This is a genomic window from Streptococcus sp. ZY19097 (genome assembly GCF_040731245.1).
GTDB lineage: Bacteria > Bacillota > Bacilli > Lactobacillales > Streptococcaceae > Streptococcus > Streptococcus orisratti.
The window spans coordinates 362,329-379,063 of record NZ_CP160400.1 but is presented as its reverse complement, the minus strand read 5'-3'; the positions used below and the strand labels follow the sequence as shown (position 1 = coordinate 379,063).

The following is a 16,735-nucleotide window of genomic DNA, read 5'->3' as shown; positions in this document are numbered from 1 at the left end:
TTAGTTTAGTAAATCTTCCAAATCATTTTCTATTTCTTTAAAAATTGATGATGAGGTAGCTTCGGTATTATCGTTAAAAATATTCTCCAATGATGATTTCATCACAGTATTTGCTTTCTGATGTCGATTTTTTATATCCTCACTTTGTTCTTCACCTGACTTCTGAACTTGTTCTTTGACATCGTTTAATTCAACTTCACTACTTACAAACTCTTCTTGCTCTGCAGATGTATTATTTACTTCCTTAGTAACTTTGTTTGCGTCAGAATTTCGTTTATTTAACTTTTTAACAGTGTAGACTGCAACACCTACTACAACTATACCTGCAATGATTAGTTCTGTTTTACTCATGATATTCTCCTCCTAAAGTAATGATTCTAAATCTGTCTGTATATTATCGAAATTATACTCTGTTTCAGCCACGGGGGTAAATACTTCTCCCAAGATTTCTCGCGTGGCATCACTTGCTGCTTTATGACGTTTATCAATCTCATTAAGAACTTTTTCTTTCTTTACCCCATTTCCTTTTTTCACAAGAGCAATTTGAACCTCTTGCGTGCGTAAGATTTCATTTTGCTTTTCGATAGTTTTAGAACTAATCTCACTTTTTTGTCTGTTTACGATAAATTTATTAAGCTGGTGTATCACTATTCCAGCAATTAGTCCATTAAGAATCCCCAATAATATTTCAACTATAAAACCTGAAACAGAACCAATAATTGGTAAAGTCATTGTTTCCAAGGGTGGAAAAGCTGCTATCAGTGCTTTATTAATGGCTTCAGATAGAACTGCCGTACTTGCTACTGCCAAACCTACTGTAATTGCTTTACCAAACTCTGCGAGACGGATACTAAACGGAGTATCCTTATCGGTTAAAATTTTAGCACTCTTTATTATAGAATACCCTGACTTGAGTGCGCCCCAGATTTTGCTAAGTGATTCTCCAAATAAACTCATTATGTTATTTACTATTGAACCAACACCTGCTGATTTTGCATTACCAATAATCTGTTTAACTGATTTAAAGAAATTTGAAATAGCTTGCTCCATCTTAGCTTTAAATTCAGACCAAGATTTTTTAACTGATTTAAAGAATTCAATCCAGCCATCAATGATATTTTTAACTAATGTAACTGCAGAAGAGATAAGAAACCCTCTCAACATTGCTTTGCCAGCTTCCTTTGCTACATTTTTAGTTGCATCAACTGCTATTTTCTTATTGATTGCCTTCCTTGCTTTTTTATCTGTAGCTTTCATTCGATCAGCATCAACATCCAATTTATCCTGTAATCGTTTATTGTTCTCTTTGATTCTTTTTTTCTTTTCTGATTCAGAAAGTGCCGAGTCATTTTTAATTTTATTATTGGCTTTTTCATTTTGGAGTTTAAGATCTTTCTCCCGTTGTTTTTGTGCTTTGGTGTACTCTTTTACAGATTTATCACTCTTACTTTTATTTAATGATTCATTTGTAGCAACAAGGTTATCGTCAAGATTTGCTAAATCTTTGACTTCGTTACCAGATAATTCTCTCAATCGTTTCTTAAAGCCATCGCCATAAATCTCTTTTCGAGAAACGACATGGTCTGTATTTATCTGATGTCCATCACTTGTTTTAACTATTTTACCTGTATAGGCATCTTTAACGCCAGCACTTGTTTTTGATGCAGCTGTATTAGCTTTTTGCACAGCCTTATATTTTTCATCTCGTAATGCTTTAACACCAGCGCTTTGAGATGTCTCATCTTTATGACTCTTCCCATACTGCTCAACAAGCGTATCACTAGATAAATCTATCCCAGTTTGTGCACCAAGTTGATCAAAAATAGAATTATAAATTTCTTTCCCTAAGGCGTCAGGATTTGTTATTAACTCTTTCTCCTCGCCTAATGCATCTAAATCAGCTGATAACTCGTCAATATCCTGATTCAACAATTCTTCCATTGCATCAATGTCAAAGTCTTCAAAGCTAATATCATTATCCTGCTGCTTTTGTTCAGCTAACTCATTTTGTATCATTTCCATATTTATAACTCTCCTCTTCTAATAATTTCACCCTATCCCCTTGGCTTCTCAGCCACATGTCAATGCCGTTTCCAAAAACCTCGGCGTTGACTATGACGCCACCCTCAACCTCCTTTTCAATTTGAGCTGTTGGAAGTTTATCCAAGAGTGCTTCCAAAACACCTGTAAAAGCAAAGCGAACAGTTTTGAGCTCTCCCGAATACATAAACTGTATTCGCTTCTTAAATTCTGCCTCACTAAAGCGTTGGTGATAAGGGACTGGAAAAGTTTGGTCCGTGACCTTTATAATTTGAATACGATCAACCCTGAAAATCGTTGGATATTTTACCTTGTCATCCATCGGAAAAGCTAAAAGGTAAAAATAAAATTCAGAAAAGACGATACCGACAGGCTTGACCTCGTGTTGCCTTATTTCATTGTCTGCCCGCTTATAAGCAATTTCTATCACACGTTGCTCTGTGATGGTTTGCCGCAGTTTCCAGATGTCATCAATGAGTGGCTTGCCATGTTGAAGCTGTAGATAGTGCACTTTTTCGTTAATAATAGCTTGATATACCTGCTTAACTTCATCTTTTTGGCAAAGTTTGAGCAGTTTATCGACTATCTCTGTAAATTCTTGCTTGTTAAAAGCACGACTTTCGATTAAAATTTTGCAAATGGCAAAAATCTCTTTCTTTGTGAGCTGATCTGGTTTCTTCTCCAATCGGTAACAATTATGTTTATACTTAACAAAAATCAAAAATAGCGTTATAATAGTATTATGACAAAAGAACTTACCCAAACACAAGTCGAAGAATTAAAGCAAGCCCTTAAAGATAAAAATAATGCTCCGCATCATAGAAAAATTCAAGCCCTTATTCTCTACTCTGAATGCCATAATTTAACATCTGTAGCTAAATCAGTAGGCTTTGTCCATCAGACAGTCCGCAACTTATTAAATCGCTATCTAAGTGGTGGCTTAGAAGCTCTCTTAAAGGAGAATCGTGGTGGTCGCCGCCGCTCCTATATGACGCATGAGGAGGAAGAAGATTTCCTTAAAGAGCAACTCTCTTCCTCTTTGAATGGAGAATTCGTTACCGTTAACACCCTCTTTAAAGCTTATCAAGAGAGAGTTGGGCACAAGACAACCCGAGAAGGTTTCTATGCTCTCCTGAAACGTCATGGTTGGCGTAAAGTTAGCCCACGTCCCCAACATCCGAAAAAAGCAGACGCCGAAACCATTTTAGCGTCTAAAAATAAAATCTTTATTCGAGGAGAGAATGAGTAAGCGCTTTATTGATGGAAAAGAATATCAAAAAATCCGCCTTATGTATCAAGATGAGGCGGGTTTTGGGCGTATCAGTAAACTTGGTTCGTGTTGGTCTCCAAAAGGTTATCGTCCTCACGTAGCAAGTCATCACATTCGTGAATACCGCTATTGTTATGGAGCTGTGGATGCCCATACAGGCGACTCGTTTTTCATCATAGCAGGCGGATGTAATAGTGATTGGATGAATGAATTTTTACGCCAACTATCGGCAGCTTATCCAGAAGATTATATTATTTTAGTCATGGATAATGCCATCTGGCATAAATCTCAGACCTTAAATATTCCTAAGAATATTGAATTTACCTTCATTCCACCCTACACACCTGAAATGAATCCTATTGAGCAAGTCTGGGCTGAGATTCGTAAACTTGGTTTCAAGAATAAAGTATTTAGGACCTTAAATGAGGTAATCGATAAACTTCAAGAGGTTATTCAAACCTTAACCGCTTATCAACTCAAATCAATTGTAGATAGAGACTGGACTTCCGCTATTTTTGATTTTAACTGAGTATTACGGTCATAGGTGATATCACCTAAACCTTTTTCTGAGTAATATTCCCTAAGTTTGTCAATATCTCGTTGGAACGTCTTAGAATCAATGCCTAGCATTGTCACTATCTTTGCTTTTTCCAACGGCTCACCCCTACTAAGGCGGTCATGTAATTCTAATAACCTAAATGAAGGAAGTCCCATAATGAACCTTTCTAAGTTTCAAACCTAATGATTGTTTACGGTTTCATTATACCAAAAATACATGGACATAATTTGGGATTTTAATCAATTTCAAAAGTTTTTTTGTAAAAACTATTACGATCTTTTTAGTTATCTTTTCTACCCTAAAATGTAGTGTTTATTCAAAAAACATTGATTAAGTGTATAATATTTTGTTAAATTACCATTCCATTGCAATAACTTACGTTTGAAATAACATCCTTCTCTTACTACCATTTCCTGTTCATTACTGTGACAACAGTTATTGGAAAATGAGTTTTATAAAGGCTGGCACCAAGAAAGCCAGCACTATAAATAATGATAACTGCAGATACAAAAATGAAACAAAGGCGGTATCCCTGCAACCTTAAAGCCATCAGATGTTCTCATTCCTGCAAAAGCTCCCTCAACAGAACTAAAGATAAAAATCATCTCACCTGTCCCAACAACAAGAAGAACAGACATAAAAATCCTACTACTACGTGTAAAATAAAAGCCGCCACGTCCGACTATGTTTATAACTGAATTCACCCATGGATTTGCCCCACCTTTCAATCAGTATAGCATCTGAGATTCATCAATTGTAGCAAACATTAGCAAAACTTAACCTTACACCATAGCTGCTCTCATTATGACACAAAAGTAAAAAAGCCTAGCTCCTGCTAGACTTCATCTGCTATCAAATTGAACCGGCACGCGTCCCCAGGTCTGCTCACCTATGTCTGCTCTGCCAAGTTGATAAACTTGGTCAGCTTGTTGCGTCACCACATCCCACGGTTTTGCACCGATTCGAGCCACGGTAGCCACAGATTTTTTCACCGCTTTGAGGTGTTCCTGCCCTTTTGGCGTAAATCCCAGCACATGAATTGCTTCTGGCAAAGGCTTTTCCACAGCTCCCACCAAAATATAAACCAAAATACGACGAATTCGAGCCTTTGTATAGCGTTTTGTAGCAACTTTATCCACTAACTCCTCCACAGTCGCTACGCTCCTAATAGCAGAGCGGATACGGCTAGCCAGTTCTTCATTAACTTGGAAAATCCCCGTCAAATCAGCATTTATCAGAATTTGATATTTCAGCAATTGAAAATAATCATTCCAAGTCACCTGAGAGGCGTTGAGGAAAAGGTCCGCATTTGGCATGAATTTATCCACAAAAGCTTTGTCTTTTCTGTGGACACGCAAATTTGTCGCGGACGCAAAGGAGTTTTCAGTCTCAAGCGAGTGATAACCTGCTCCTTGACGCATGATTGGAGTCAGCCAAATAGCTTTTCCAGCGCAAGCTTTGGCATAAGAAAGCCCTAAAATATGATTCGGGGTGTTTCCAGTAAAGTCCACACCAGCAAAAGTCTCCCACATTTTCTGCGTTTTCTGTGGATAAGACAAATTATCTGGCAAACTTTGCAAGTAATCCACCATTTTCTGTTGATTATCCTCATAAATCTGTGAAAAGTGTTGATAATCCAGATTTTCTTCAGTGCCAAATGCCAACTTATCCACACCTAGACGCTCTAAAATGTCCACCGCACCTTGTGCAAAGTAATCCGCTGACTGAACAGCCACCAAAAATGGCAATTCAACCACCAAATCAGCGCCATTTCGCAGAGCCATTTCCGCGCGTGTCCACTTATCCACAATCGCAGGCTCACCACGTTGGACAAAATTGCCCGACATAGCAACGATTTTGACACCGTCAGCTTGATTTAAAAGATACTTGTGTCCATTGTGGAAAGGATTAAATTCAGCGATGATACCAGTTGTGGTCATAATATCCCCTATTCTACCTTTCGTCTTAAATTTATTTCTATTTGTGTTTATTTATTGACTTATAATGAGATGGTTTGATATGGCTAGGCAAGATTCATAAGATATTTGAGAGGGGATATTCTATGAATTATTCACTAAACTTGTCATATTCAGCAGTCTTCGTTTCCATACTTTTGTGAATCGAGGTTGATAACTTACCTTTGATACTGCTGTCCATTTTTCCTTCCACCGTCTCTAAATTTGATTTTGTCTCACTGGCAATCTGCTGGACATAACCATCGAAAAAAAGTTTAGCGTCCTCTCGTTCTCCTTTACGCAGAGGTGCATGGATATGCTTGATAGACTCTTTATTTAGGGCTCTTAAAGCTGCTAGCGCATTTTCCTTAGTGCTTTCCATACCGTCTGAAATTTCACCACTGACATAATCGTATCCCTCTGACACGGCACTTTTAAAATCACCCCAATTATTATACCAAGACATCTATGTTATTCCCTTCTCTTCTTTTTCTGCTTGATCAATTTTAACGAGCTCCCAGTATAGAGCATCTACTTTATCTTCCTGTTCCCTATGTTCTCTTCTATAATTTTGTTCAAACGCCTCTTCCTCATCTACTAGTTTTTGATGATAAATAGAAAACTCGTCTTGATTAATTTGGATAGCTATTTCAGTCAAATGAGCTAAATTTTGATGAGCCTCTTCGACATTTGGATTGTCACTATGCTGGCGAAGCATTGCTAGGCTTTCTTCGTAATGGGCATCAATCCCATATTGCAGCTGTTGTCTATAATCTTCCAGACGATTATATCTTTCTTCAAAAGAACGCTGCTTAGCACGATAGTTATCTTCCATTTCTTCAAGAACTGCTTGCTCCTGCCTTTGCTGAGCACTAACCTCATCCCACTTTTTAGACCACTTATCCTGCATTAATCATACCTGCTATCTCACTGTCTGTCTCTACCATGGTCACAATGGCCTGCCCAATGCTGTCTTGCAGTTCACTAAAATCATCCGCCAATTCCTGAAACTGGGTCTGTGTTTTGGAACAATGTCTGTCAACATGACCGACAATACTATCATAGGTACAGCCTGCTTCTGCGTAAGCTGCTTTAACTTCATCCGGGGTTAAAATCATACCAAAGGGAACATCATCCAGTTTATCATAGGCGTCCTCTGCACGTTTCAGCGCTTTTTCTTTTTCTGCGGCAACCTGGGTGACCCCTTCCTGAGAAAGGGTCGTCAGCCCTTGAATAACAGCTTCTGCTTGCTGGGCGTCTAGGTAGATGGCTTCAGAGCCTGTCAGACCTCCAGCAGCGTATTTGTTCTTCAGCTTTTGAACAGCCTTCAACTGGTCATCAACATGATGGATGGTTTCTTGAAGCCTGAGATTGGGATCCTTGCTGGATTCGCTGACAATCGTTGTGACCTGCTGCATTTGGTCACGGTCACCGAGGATATCATCTAAAAAATGACCGCCTGAATTCGCAATCACATAGTCATCACCGATATAGACACCTCCAGCCATATTGGACGCATGATTCAGCGGATCCCACTCAGTTCTAAGCCGGGTCACTTTCCCCGTAAAGGTCTTTCGATCGTTTTTGATATCTTTCACACTGTCGGAACTGCCGACCGCTACGGCTAAAGCAAGCGCGGGATTTTGAGTCACCAGGCCGATTGAAGCTTCTGGGATATAGAGCGGAGCGGCATTATAGACAATCGTATTTTTGGCATTTTTCTCCAGCGCCACCCGCTGAGCGACATTGCCTCCCAAAGAATGGCCGGTCAATGTGAGATTGGCCGAACCATACTTTTCCGCTATCTTATCATAAAACTGGTAGGCGCTGTCATAGTGATAGCCCGAGCCAAGGCCGATACTGACGATATCGGTCACAATGTCCTGTTTATTAACTTTTGCATTGGTCCCTGTATAAGCGATAATGACCTCGCCGGTCTCAGTATCCTTGAAGGCTGTCCCGCTGGTACCGGTGGAGCTGTCGTAGAAGCTGTCAAGATAGTTGAGGTTGGAGGGAATTTTAATATTTTTTCCTTTTAAGATTTCTTGTTTAATCGCTTTCTGTCCTACTTTTGTTGATAAGTCTAAATTATTTTGTACAGCTACCCTTTCAACATCATATGTAATACTGGAAGCATAAGCTGTATCTTGATTATTATTAACTGCTTTAGACATAACCTTCTCCTTATTTATTCAATCTCTCAATAGTTTCTGTAAAACTTATGTCATTTGAAAAATCAAATGATACTGTTCGAGAGAAATAATCTTTTCCATAGCCCGTGATTCCAAAATTAGTAATTTTAGTATTTTTCATGCCCAGTAATGATTTAATTTTTGAATCGTCTAATTTGTAATTAACATAAAAACTACCATTTTGACTGTTATAGCCATGGTCTTTCTCAGCCAAACCATCTAAAAATTTCTGATTAATCGTTAAGTTTTGGAATAAGAAACCATCAATTGGCCAATCTACAGTAGTTTGCATATTAGAAAATTGAAATTTTCCCTTATTATATATAACATCACCTATTTTTTTAGAACCTTCTAAATTTGGATTTTGAATCAATTCACCTGTAAGCATTTTTGTCTTCGGGTCTCCTTCTAAGTTCATATGGATAGCTTGACCATCCTCATCCACATAAGCTTGCGTAACATTAAACCCATCCGGAAATACCTTAAATAAATCCTCGGGATTTTTAGTGGGGTAAACCTTGTAAATATCTGATACCCGATTTTTCTCAATCCATGCTCGGCTGTCTTTGTTTAAACCACAGGCTGATAAGCTCATTGTCATAAGTCCTCCTAATGTTATCACTAATATAACAGATAAAAATTTCTTTAATTTCATATTATTCTCCTATACGATAATATAAATAGACTAAGTCCTTTAATCAACTTATATTATAGCAGAGTTTTTTGATGTCTGACCGCCTGAATCCGCAATCACATAATCATCACCGATATAGACACCTCCAGCCATATTGGACGCATGGTTCAATGGGTCCCACTCGGTTCTAAGCCGGGTCACTTTTCCCGTAAAGGTCTTTCGATCGTTTTTGATATCCTTCACACTGTCGGAACTGCCGACCGCTACGGCTAAAGCAAGCGCGGGATTTTGAGTCACCAGGCCGATTGAAGCTGCTGGGATATAGAGCGGAGCGGCATTATAGACAATCGTATTTTTGGCATTTTTCTCCAGCGCCACCCGCTGAGCGACATTGCCTCCCAAAGAATGGCCGGTCAATGTGAGATTGGCCGAACCATACTTTTCCGCTATCTTATCATAAAACTGGTAGGCGCTGTCATAGTGATAGCCCGAGCCAAGGCCGATACTGACGATATCGGTCACAATGTCCTGTTTATTAACTTTTGCATTGGTCCCTGTATAAGCGATAATGACCTCGCCGGTCTCAGTATCCTTGAAGGCTGTCCCGCTGGTACCGGTGGAGATGTCGTAGAAGCTGTCAAGGTAGTTGAGGTTGGAATTGTCAGGAACCTCTATATCTTTATTACGTATTGCATCTTTTATCATATTTTGTCCTGACTTAGTCTCTAAATCTATGCTGTTTTTTACTACATAACTTTCAACATCGTAAGTATATTTTGAAGCATAAATTGTACCATGATTATTATTAATGATAGTTTTGTTAGCAATATCTTCTCCTTAATCATACAATTTATTAATTGATTCACTAAAAACAGAAGAATCATTAAATTTAAATTTTAATGTTCTAGCGTAATAATATTTATAATTATTTCCATAACCTGATATTTTAAAATCAGTAATATGTACTTTTTCCTTATGCAGTAAGTGTTTTACCGGAGAATCTTGTATTTCATAGCTTATACTAAAGGTACCACTTTGAACATTATAACTATGTTCTTTCTCTTTCAATTTATCAAGATAAGCTTGATCAATCGTTAAATGCTGGAAGAGAAAACCATCAAGCGGCCAATACTGTTTAACGGAAGAATCTGAAAAAACTAAATGACCATCTCGGTAACTGACGTCAGCCAATTTTTTCTCCTCGTCACCATAATATTTAATTAATTCACCATTGATAGTTTTTGTATCAGAATTACCTGTAAAATGCATTTTATATTCATTGTTATGTTCATCTTTATAATATTGCTCAATATTAAACCCTTTGGTAAATATATTAAACAAATCCTCGGGATTTTTAGTAGGGTAGACCTTGTAAATATCCGATATCCGATTTTTCTCAATCCATTCCCGGCTGTCTTTGTTTAAACCGCAGGCTGATAAAGTCATTATGATAAGTCCTCCTAATGTTATCACTAATATAACAGATAAAAAGTTCTTTAATTTCATATTTATTCTCCTACACCATGGTATAAATGTGTGAATATAGTTAATCGTACCATAACATAATGTGATTTATTTTAATCCAATAAGACATTCGTTAATAGTAAATAGGTCATTCAATCCTACTATTCTTTCTTGCTGTATTGATGAATGGTTTCAGAAAATTGTATATTATTGCTGAATTCAAATTCAAGTCTCCTCTTCACTGATTTTTCCTTGTTTTCAAAGTGACTGTTTGAACCAGTAATTTTAAAACAAATAGTTTGTTCATCTTCACGATTAAGTAATTTAGCTATCTCTGGATTAATTATTATTTCATCTTTGATATTTAAAAAATTAGCTATGGCTAAATCAGTTAACCTGTATTCAATACTAAAACTATATTTATCAGCATTATCACTATAATTGGCGTTAATGCTCGGTAACTTATCAATATAATCTTGATTAAGCCCCCAATGCTGGAAAAGAAAGCTATCTATAGGCCAATAAGTTTTGGCTTTAGAATCTGAGAAAATATAGTGTTCTCCTTCAACTGAGACATCGCTGACTTTTTTGTTCCCGATATCTGGATTCCTTACTAAGGCACCCTTTATTTCCTTCGTATCAGGATTTCCTTTTACATTCAATTCGTAAGTCACTCCATCCTTGCCAGTATAGGACTGTCTTATACCAAACCCATTCGGAAAGACCTTAAATAAGTCCTCGGGATTTTCAGTAGGGTAAATCTTATACATATCTGCCACACGATTCTCTTCAATCCATTCTCTACTATCTTTATATTCGCGGTTTTTACTATATTGATGAATAGCTTCAAAAAAATGTACATTATTGTTAAATTCAAATGAAAGTGTCCTATCCGCTGAAAATTTCCTTTCTCCAAAGTTACGTTCTGAGCCCGAAATTTCAAACTTGGTAACTTTTTCATTTTGTAAATTTAAAAAATGATCTATAGTTGAGTCAGCCAACTTATACTCGATACTAAAACCAACACCTTCAATGTAATTATAGTAATAATCGATGTTTGTCAACTTATCGATATAGTCCTGATCAAGACTCCAATGTTGAAAAAGGAAGGTGTCCGAAGGCCAATATTCTTTAACATTAGGATCTGAAAATACTAGGTGACCGTCTTTTTCAACCACATCACTAACTTTTTTATTCTCTTCAACTGGATCCTTAACCAATTCCCCCTTTATTTCCTTCGTGTCGGGATTTCCTAAAACATCTAGCTCATAAGTTACGCCATCCTTACCAGTATAGGACTGTCTTATACCAAACCCATCTGGGAATACCTTAAACAAATCCTCAGGATTTTTAGTAGGGTAGACCTTGTAAATATCCGATACCCGATTTTTCTCAATCCATTCCCGGCTGTCTTTGTTTAAACCGCAGGCTGATAAGCTTATTGTTATAAGTCCTCCTAATATGAGTAATACTAGATGTGATAATTGTTTACGTATTGACATAGATCACTCCTTAGATTAATCATTAGGCGATTTCCAAAACTGCCATCAGTTATTCTCCTATTTCTCACACACAAAGAACCAGCGTCTGCTTGTTTCTGTTGGTTCCTTATCTTCAAAGTCGGCGTAGAGTTTGAATGATTTAAAGCCTGCTTGTTCCAAGAGAATATCGTAAGTTAAGACTTCGTAAGTGCGTTCTTCATGAACTTCATCGTAGCGTGTAAAACGTCCGTCCTCGTCTTGCAAGAAGAAAGTCAATTCATGTACAACAGAATGCGGGGCTTCGTCCTCGTAAGTATCCCAAACCATGGCAAAGTCTTCTGCATTTTCATGGTAAGAATAACCAGGAAAGACAGTGTCTGTTTGGTAAGTTGAGTGCACGTCAAAGATGAATACCCCGTCCTCATTCAAACAGTCGTAGACTTGTTTGAAGACATCACCAACTTCAACTTCATCAGCCATATAACAGATGGAATCTGAGTAACAGGTCACCAAATCGTATTTCCCAGCTTGCGACAAATCAAGCATGTTGCCCTGCACAAAAGGAATAGATAGATGCGCTGACTTGGCACGCTTACGCGCTAAATCCAACATATCCTCACTCAAATCCAAACCTGTCACATCAAAGCCCGCTTGCTTAAATCGAATGGACTGAATACCTGTCCCACAAGCTAATTCTAAAAGTTTGGCATGTTTCTTTTTTGGAAAATGGCGGAGCGAAAAATCCGTCCATAAATCATAAAGCGAGTCATCCATGATGCTATCGTAAACAGCAGCAAATTTTTGGTAATTTTCCATATCTTATCTGCGGGGAATACTCCCATCCTTTCTTGTTAATTTGTCTTGTATTTTCAAAAACCTTGCCACTTGGCAAGGTCGTCTTTTAAGCAAGATAATACTCTTCGAAAATCAAAATTATCCGTTGTCAACTTGCCTTGATGAACTCAAGTTCTATCGTCGGCTTCGTTTCCTAGGCTACTTTTGATTTTCATTGAGTATAAGTTGACACATCTGTTAGAGGTGCTTCGTGCCAGAGTTTTTCAAGGTTGTAATGCTGGCGCTCTTCTTCCGTAAAGACATGAATCACAACATCGTTTAAATCCAGAAGAATCCAACCTGTTCGGCTGTCACCTTCAACATGGCTAGCGTCTCCGCCAGCTTCCTTGACTTTCTCACGAATATTTTCAGCGATAGCTTCCAACTGGCGGCTATTGGTCGCGCTAGCAATGACAAAATAATCTGTCACGCTGGACAGTCCCTCCAAATCAAGGGCAACAATATCTTCAGCACGCTTTTCATCAGCGGCCTTAACAACTAATTCTAGTAATTCTTTTTTATCCATTTAATCCTCTTTTAACATATTTTCTAACTCAACTACCTGAGCAAAACGACCATTCCAGATATTTTCGTAATAGTCAACCAACTGCTCTGCTGTGATTTTCATATCATCAAAAGTAGTCGTTCCACCTTTGATGACGGTCACATTATAGCCTAATTCAAATGCAACCTTGATTGTCGTATCAATACAATAATTAGTAGCCATACCAATGATAATCAAGCGCTCAATAGCTTGGCTATCTAGATAAGCCTGTAAATGAGTTTCCTTAAATGCACTATTATAGTGCTTATCAAAGATTTTCTCACCATCTTCTGGAGCAATAGCTCCGTAAAGTTCCCAATCACGACTTCCTGTCAGTAGTTCATCATCATTGTGGCGGACATAAATCACCTCTATGTTTTTCTCACGACAAGTGGCGATTGCTTTTTGCCAGACAGACAAGCAGTTATCAACAGCATACGGTTTAGCCTCTATCAAGGCTGTTTGAATATCAATCACTAAGAGAGCTGTTCCCATCTAGTCCTCTTTCAAATACTTACAAAATGCATTATAAGTCTTGATGGTTTGTGGAAAAATAGGCAGAGCTTGGTGAGCTAAGTGTTCAACCGTGCGAACTGTTTCAAAAGCTACTGCCTTATCTAATGATTGCTCCGCAATCACACGCGCCTCAGCTACCAGTGGGAAGTTGCGATTATGCTCAATATAATCCGCCACGTAAACAATCTTATCCAGAAGCGTCATCTGACTACTACCAACCGTATGAATCTCAATACTGCGTAGGATGTCCTTGTCCGTCACACCCAAATCTTCCTGGATTTTATAAATGCCCACCATGCCATGCCAGACATTATTGTTCCAATTTTTGAGCGCTGGGTCAAGCTGGTACTTGTCTATCAACTCTAAGAAAGCCTCATCTGTTAATTCCTTGGCATAATCGTGTAGGAGCCCTGCCAATCCAGCTTTCTCGGTGTCATAGTCATTTAGCTCTGCCAAGTGAATAGCAGCCCTTTCCACACCAAGTACATGCTTAAAGCGTTTCTCGCTCATAACGCTCTGCACTTTTTCCAAAAGCTCTTCACGTGAAAAACCTGTGTAGCTTTCATAGGTCATTGGTATAGCCCCTCTTCCCTAATATAATCTAAAACAATCTTTGGCAGGAGGTAGTTTGGCGTACGCGCTTCTGTGATAAAGTGGCGAATCATGCTTGACGAGATATCCATGAGGGGCACATCCACCCAGATGACGGGATAAGAAGTGCCTGCCTTGTACTTAGGACGCTGCACACCCACAAACTGCACCATCTTGACTAGCTCATCAATCTTATACCACTTCGGCAGATAATCCACCATGTCAGCACCAATGATGAAATAATAGTCCACATCTGGATTCTTCTCTATTAGCAATTTCATAGTATCATAAGTATAAGAAATACCCTTGCGTTCCAATTCAATGGTTTCAATGCCCAAGCCCTCTACGCCATCAATAGCCAACTCTAGCATTTTGAGACGGTGCTTTTCATCAATGGTTTCTTTCTTATCGACATGGGGCGGTTGGTATTCTGGCATGAGAAGTACCTGATCCAATCCCAATTGCTGGCGTACCTGATCAGCAACGACTAAGTGCGCATTATGGACTGGATTAAAATTACCGCCTAAAATGCCGATTTGCTTGCGATTATGATCTTTTACTTGCGTTTCGAGTTCAACCTTTGTAAATGGTGTCAATAGTTCGAGTGCCATCGTGCCTCCCCATATTCGGATGATTTATTTGATCATTGCCTTAACTTTTTGTGATAACTTGCGGTTTTGTTTCTTACTAGACTCTTTATAAAGGATAAGGATGCGGCCAATCTTTAAAACCGTATCACAGCCGATTTCTTCCTCCAAAATTTCAGCAACCTCATGAAGATCCTCATCAGTATTTTGCAGCAAGGTAACTTTAATTAGTTCACGGGCATCAAGAGCCTGACGAACACTTGTTTTGATTTGGTCATTAAGACCATTCTTCCCAATCTGAATGATTGGTTTCATAGTGTGTGCTTGAGATTTCAAAAAAGCACGTTGTTTACTTGTTAACATTTTTTATCCTTCTATTTTTGGTAATTTGAGAAATCAAATCAAAGCTTTCCGAATCAAAACGCCAACACCCTCTGGTGCCCAAGCGGAAACTTTGACAGGATTATCTGCTTTGCCTTGGATACGAATCCAACCTAAACCTGAATAAACGATATCCATCTTGTCTTTGATGGTAAATTCATGACGAACCAGTTTTGGAAAATCAGCGACTTCCTTGCCTGTTGGTGGTGTTAAAAGTGCGCCAACATGTCTATCGTAGAAAGCATCAGCACCTTCAAGCTTCGTACGATGAAGTTTAAGGTTGTTATCAAAGTAAGCTGTGAAACCTTGCTTTTCTCCATAAACAAAATCAAAACGCCCAAGTCCTCCTAGAAAAAGGGTTTGTTCTGGGTTTAGCTGGTAAGTTTTAGGTTTGATTTCCTTTTTCGGACTGACATATTTGAGATTTTTCGCTGTCAAATAATGCGCCATCTGATGACGGTGGATAATTCCTGGTGTGTCAAAAATGTAAGAACCATCCTCCAAAGGAATTTCAATTTTATCAAGGGTCGTTCCTGGAAAACGCGAAGTCGTAATAATGTCCTTTTCACCAGTAATTTCCTTGATAATGGCGTTGATGAGGGTAGATTTTCCAACATTAGTCACCCCGACCACATAGACATCGCGACCTTTTCTAAGTTTCTCAATTTTATCAATCAAATCCTTGATGGCCTGGTGATTTTGAGCACTAGTCAAAACGACATCCAAAGGGCGCAGACCTTCCTCATAAGCTCTTTCAGTCAGCCATTGGGTCACCTTCCCATCTTTGACAGATTTTGGTAAAATGTCTTTTTTATTACCGACAAGTAGAACATCATTACCAGATACAAAACGAGAAAGTCCTGGGATAACTGAACCATTAAAATCAAAAATATCCACCACATTGACCACAAGCGCATCACTGTCCCCTACCTCGTGTAAGAGCTTGAGAAATTCATCATCTGTGATATTGACATCTACAATTTCATTGTAGTGACGTAGGCGAAAGCAACGCTGGCAATACAATTCACCGCTTTCCTCCGCTTTTTTAATAGAACTGGCAGGTGTGTAGCCAGCTTTTTCCTTGTCTTCTGTTTGAATATGCGCACCACAACCGATGCAAATTAGTTCTTCCATTAAATTCCTTTTTGATATTCCAATTTTCCGTATTGTTCTTCAAGTTTAGCCAAAACACGTCGTTCACGCCAACGATTAATCTTAGTATTCCAAGCATCCGATGTCACCAGAGGTTTGACTAGAACTGATTGAATTCCTGCACGGTGTGCAGCACGAATATCAGTCATGAGTTGGTCACCAACCATAATCACCTCATCCTTATCAAATCCATAGCGCTCTATAGCTATATCAATGCCACGAGTAAAAGGTTTCATAGCACGGCTGACAAAGTCCACACCAAAACGGGCGACTGCTCGCTCCACACGTGAATGCTTGTTATTCGAAACCACAACCACTGAAATGTCAGCGATAGTCATCTCATCTAGCCATGCACGCACCTCTGGTGTACCGTCAGGATTATTCCACGCAATCAGCGTATTATCCAAATCAACTAAAACCGCACGAATGCCATGACGTAATAAATCTTCTGCTTTTAAATCATAAACTGCCTCAACCACGAAGGTCGGCCTATAATCGTCTATACTCAAGGTCTATTTTCTACTCCAAAATTTAT

The 16,735-nt window shown here is 38.6% G+C and carries 19 protein-coding genes and 1 pseudogene; 1 reads left to right on the top strand and 19 read right to left on the bottom strand.

Features of this window, described 5'->3' with window-relative positions; genetic code table 11:
- Genes ABZ559_RS01830 through ABZ559_RS01820 form a run of 3 tightly spaced genes read right to left on the bottom strand, consistent with a single transcriptional unit; the run spans position 1 to position 2,761 of the window.
- Positions 1-351, bottom strand: coding sequence for a hypothetical protein (locus ABZ559_RS01830; RefSeq protein WP_367007076.1), 351 nt, complete (start codon positions 349-351; stop codon positions 1-3).
- Positions 352-363: 12 nt separating this feature from the next.
- Positions 364-2,022: a hypothetical protein gene (locus ABZ559_RS01825; RefSeq protein ID WP_367007074.1), complete on the bottom strand. Its 1,659-nt coding sequence runs from the start codon at positions 2,020-2,022 to the stop codon at positions 364-366.
- Positions 2,003-2,761, bottom strand: a complete 759-nt coding sequence (locus ABZ559_RS01820; protein WP_367007073.1) for a WYL domain-containing protein — start codon at positions 2,759-2,761, stop codon at positions 2,003-2,005. The genes ABZ559_RS01825 and ABZ559_RS01820 overlap by 20 nt, the downstream gene beginning before the upstream one ends.
- A gap of 21 nt (positions 2,762-2,782) precedes the next feature.
- Between ABZ559_RS01820 and ABZ559_RS01815 the strand changes: the two are divergent.
- Positions 2,783-3,839: pseudogene (locus ABZ559_RS01815) on the top strand (IS630 family transposase).
- An 872-nt stretch (positions 3,840-4,711) separates the two neighbouring features.
- On the opposite strand, the gene ABZ559_RS01810 reads toward ABZ559_RS01815, so the two are convergent.
- The 16 genes from ABZ559_RS01810 to ABZ559_RS01735 all read right to left on the bottom strand — a co-directional run bounded on the left by ABZ559_RS01810 (position 4,712) and on the right by ABZ559_RS01735 (position 16,709).
- On the bottom strand, positions 4,712-5,809 hold the full coding sequence (locus ABZ559_RS01810) for a nucleotidyltransferase (protein WP_367007072.1): 1,098 nt from the start codon (positions 5,807-5,809) through the stop codon (positions 4,712-4,714).
- A gap of 127 nt (positions 5,810-5,936) precedes the next feature.
- On the bottom strand, positions 5,937-6,290 hold the full coding sequence (locus ABZ559_RS01805) for a hypothetical protein (RefSeq protein ID WP_018376849.1): 354 nt from the start codon (positions 6,288-6,290) through the stop codon (positions 5,937-5,939).
- Positions 6,291-6,734, bottom strand: coding sequence for a hypothetical protein (locus ABZ559_RS01800; RefSeq protein WP_367007070.1), 444 nt, complete (start codon positions 6,732-6,734; stop codon positions 6,291-6,293).
- The gene (locus ABZ559_RS01795; protein ID WP_367007068.1) at positions 6,724-7,998 is read right to left on the bottom strand and encodes a DUF6792 domain-containing protein; all 1,275 of its coding nucleotides are present in this window, start codon (positions 7,996-7,998) and stop codon (positions 6,724-6,726) included. The genes ABZ559_RS01800 and ABZ559_RS01795 overlap by 11 nt, the downstream gene beginning before the upstream one ends.
- Before the next feature lie 10 nt (positions 7,999-8,008).
- Positions 8,009-8,671, bottom strand: coding sequence for a hypothetical protein (locus ABZ559_RS01790; RefSeq protein WP_367007067.1), 663 nt, complete (start codon positions 8,669-8,671; stop codon positions 8,009-8,011).
- Positions 8,672-8,719: 48 nt separating this feature from the next.
- Positions 8,720-9,355 (bottom strand): DUF6792 domain-containing protein, encoded by a 636-nt coding sequence (locus ABZ559_RS01785; protein ID WP_367007066.1) that lies wholly within the window; start codon positions 9,353-9,355, stop codon positions 8,720-8,722.
- Positions 9,356-9,487: 132 nt separating this feature from the next.
- A complete protein-coding gene (locus ABZ559_RS01780; RefSeq protein ID WP_367007065.1) occupies positions 9,488-10,156 on the bottom strand; it encodes a hypothetical protein in 669 nt (222 codons plus the stop codon).
- A 119-nt stretch (positions 10,157-10,275) separates the two neighbouring features.
- Positions 10,276-11,616, bottom strand: a complete 1,341-nt coding sequence (locus tag ABZ559_RS01775) for a hypothetical protein (RefSeq protein WP_367007063.1) — start codon at positions 11,614-11,616, stop codon at positions 10,276-10,278.
- Between the two features lie 57 nt (positions 11,617-11,673).
- Positions 11,674-12,411 (bottom strand): class I SAM-dependent methyltransferase, encoded by a 738-nt coding sequence (locus ABZ559_RS01770; protein WP_367007061.1) that lies wholly within the window; start codon positions 12,409-12,411, stop codon positions 11,674-11,676.
- 190 nt (positions 12,412-12,601) lie between these two features.
- A complete protein-coding gene (gene rsfS / locus ABZ559_RS01765) occupies positions 12,602-12,955 on the bottom strand; it encodes a ribosome silencing factor (RefSeq protein ID WP_273414676.1) in 354 nt (117 codons plus the stop codon).
- Positions 12,956-13,468, bottom strand: coding sequence for a cysteine hydrolase family protein (locus tag ABZ559_RS01760; RefSeq protein ID WP_367007060.1), 513 nt, complete (start codon positions 13,466-13,468; stop codon positions 12,956-12,958).
- A complete protein-coding gene (gene yqeK, locus ABZ559_RS01755) occupies positions 13,469-14,062 on the bottom strand; it encodes a bis(5'-nucleosyl)-tetraphosphatase (symmetrical) YqeK (RefSeq protein WP_367007058.1) in 594 nt (197 codons plus the stop codon).
- A complete protein-coding gene (locus tag ABZ559_RS01750; RefSeq protein ID WP_367007057.1) occupies positions 14,059-14,691 on the bottom strand; it encodes a nicotinate-nucleotide adenylyltransferase in 633 nt (210 codons plus the stop codon). The genes yqeK and ABZ559_RS01750 overlap by 4 nt, the downstream gene beginning before the upstream one ends.
- 24 nt (positions 14,692-14,715) lie before the next feature.
- A complete protein-coding gene (gene yhbY, locus ABZ559_RS01745; protein ID WP_273414681.1) occupies positions 14,716-15,030 on the bottom strand; it encodes a ribosome assembly RNA-binding protein YhbY in 315 nt (104 codons plus the stop codon).
- Positions 15,031-15,063: 33 nt separating this feature from the next.
- Complete coding sequence (gene yqeH / locus ABZ559_RS01740; protein WP_367007055.1) at positions 15,064-16,182, bottom strand: ribosome biogenesis GTPase YqeH; 1,119 nt, start codon at positions 16,180-16,182, stop codon at positions 15,064-15,066.
- Entirely contained in the window at positions 16,182-16,709 is a 528-nt protein-coding gene (locus ABZ559_RS01735; RefSeq protein WP_026217138.1) for a YqeG family HAD IIIA-type phosphatase, read from the bottom strand. The genes yqeH and ABZ559_RS01735 overlap by 1 nt, the downstream gene beginning before the upstream one ends.
- Between the last annotated feature and the right edge of the window lie 26 nt (positions 16,710-16,735).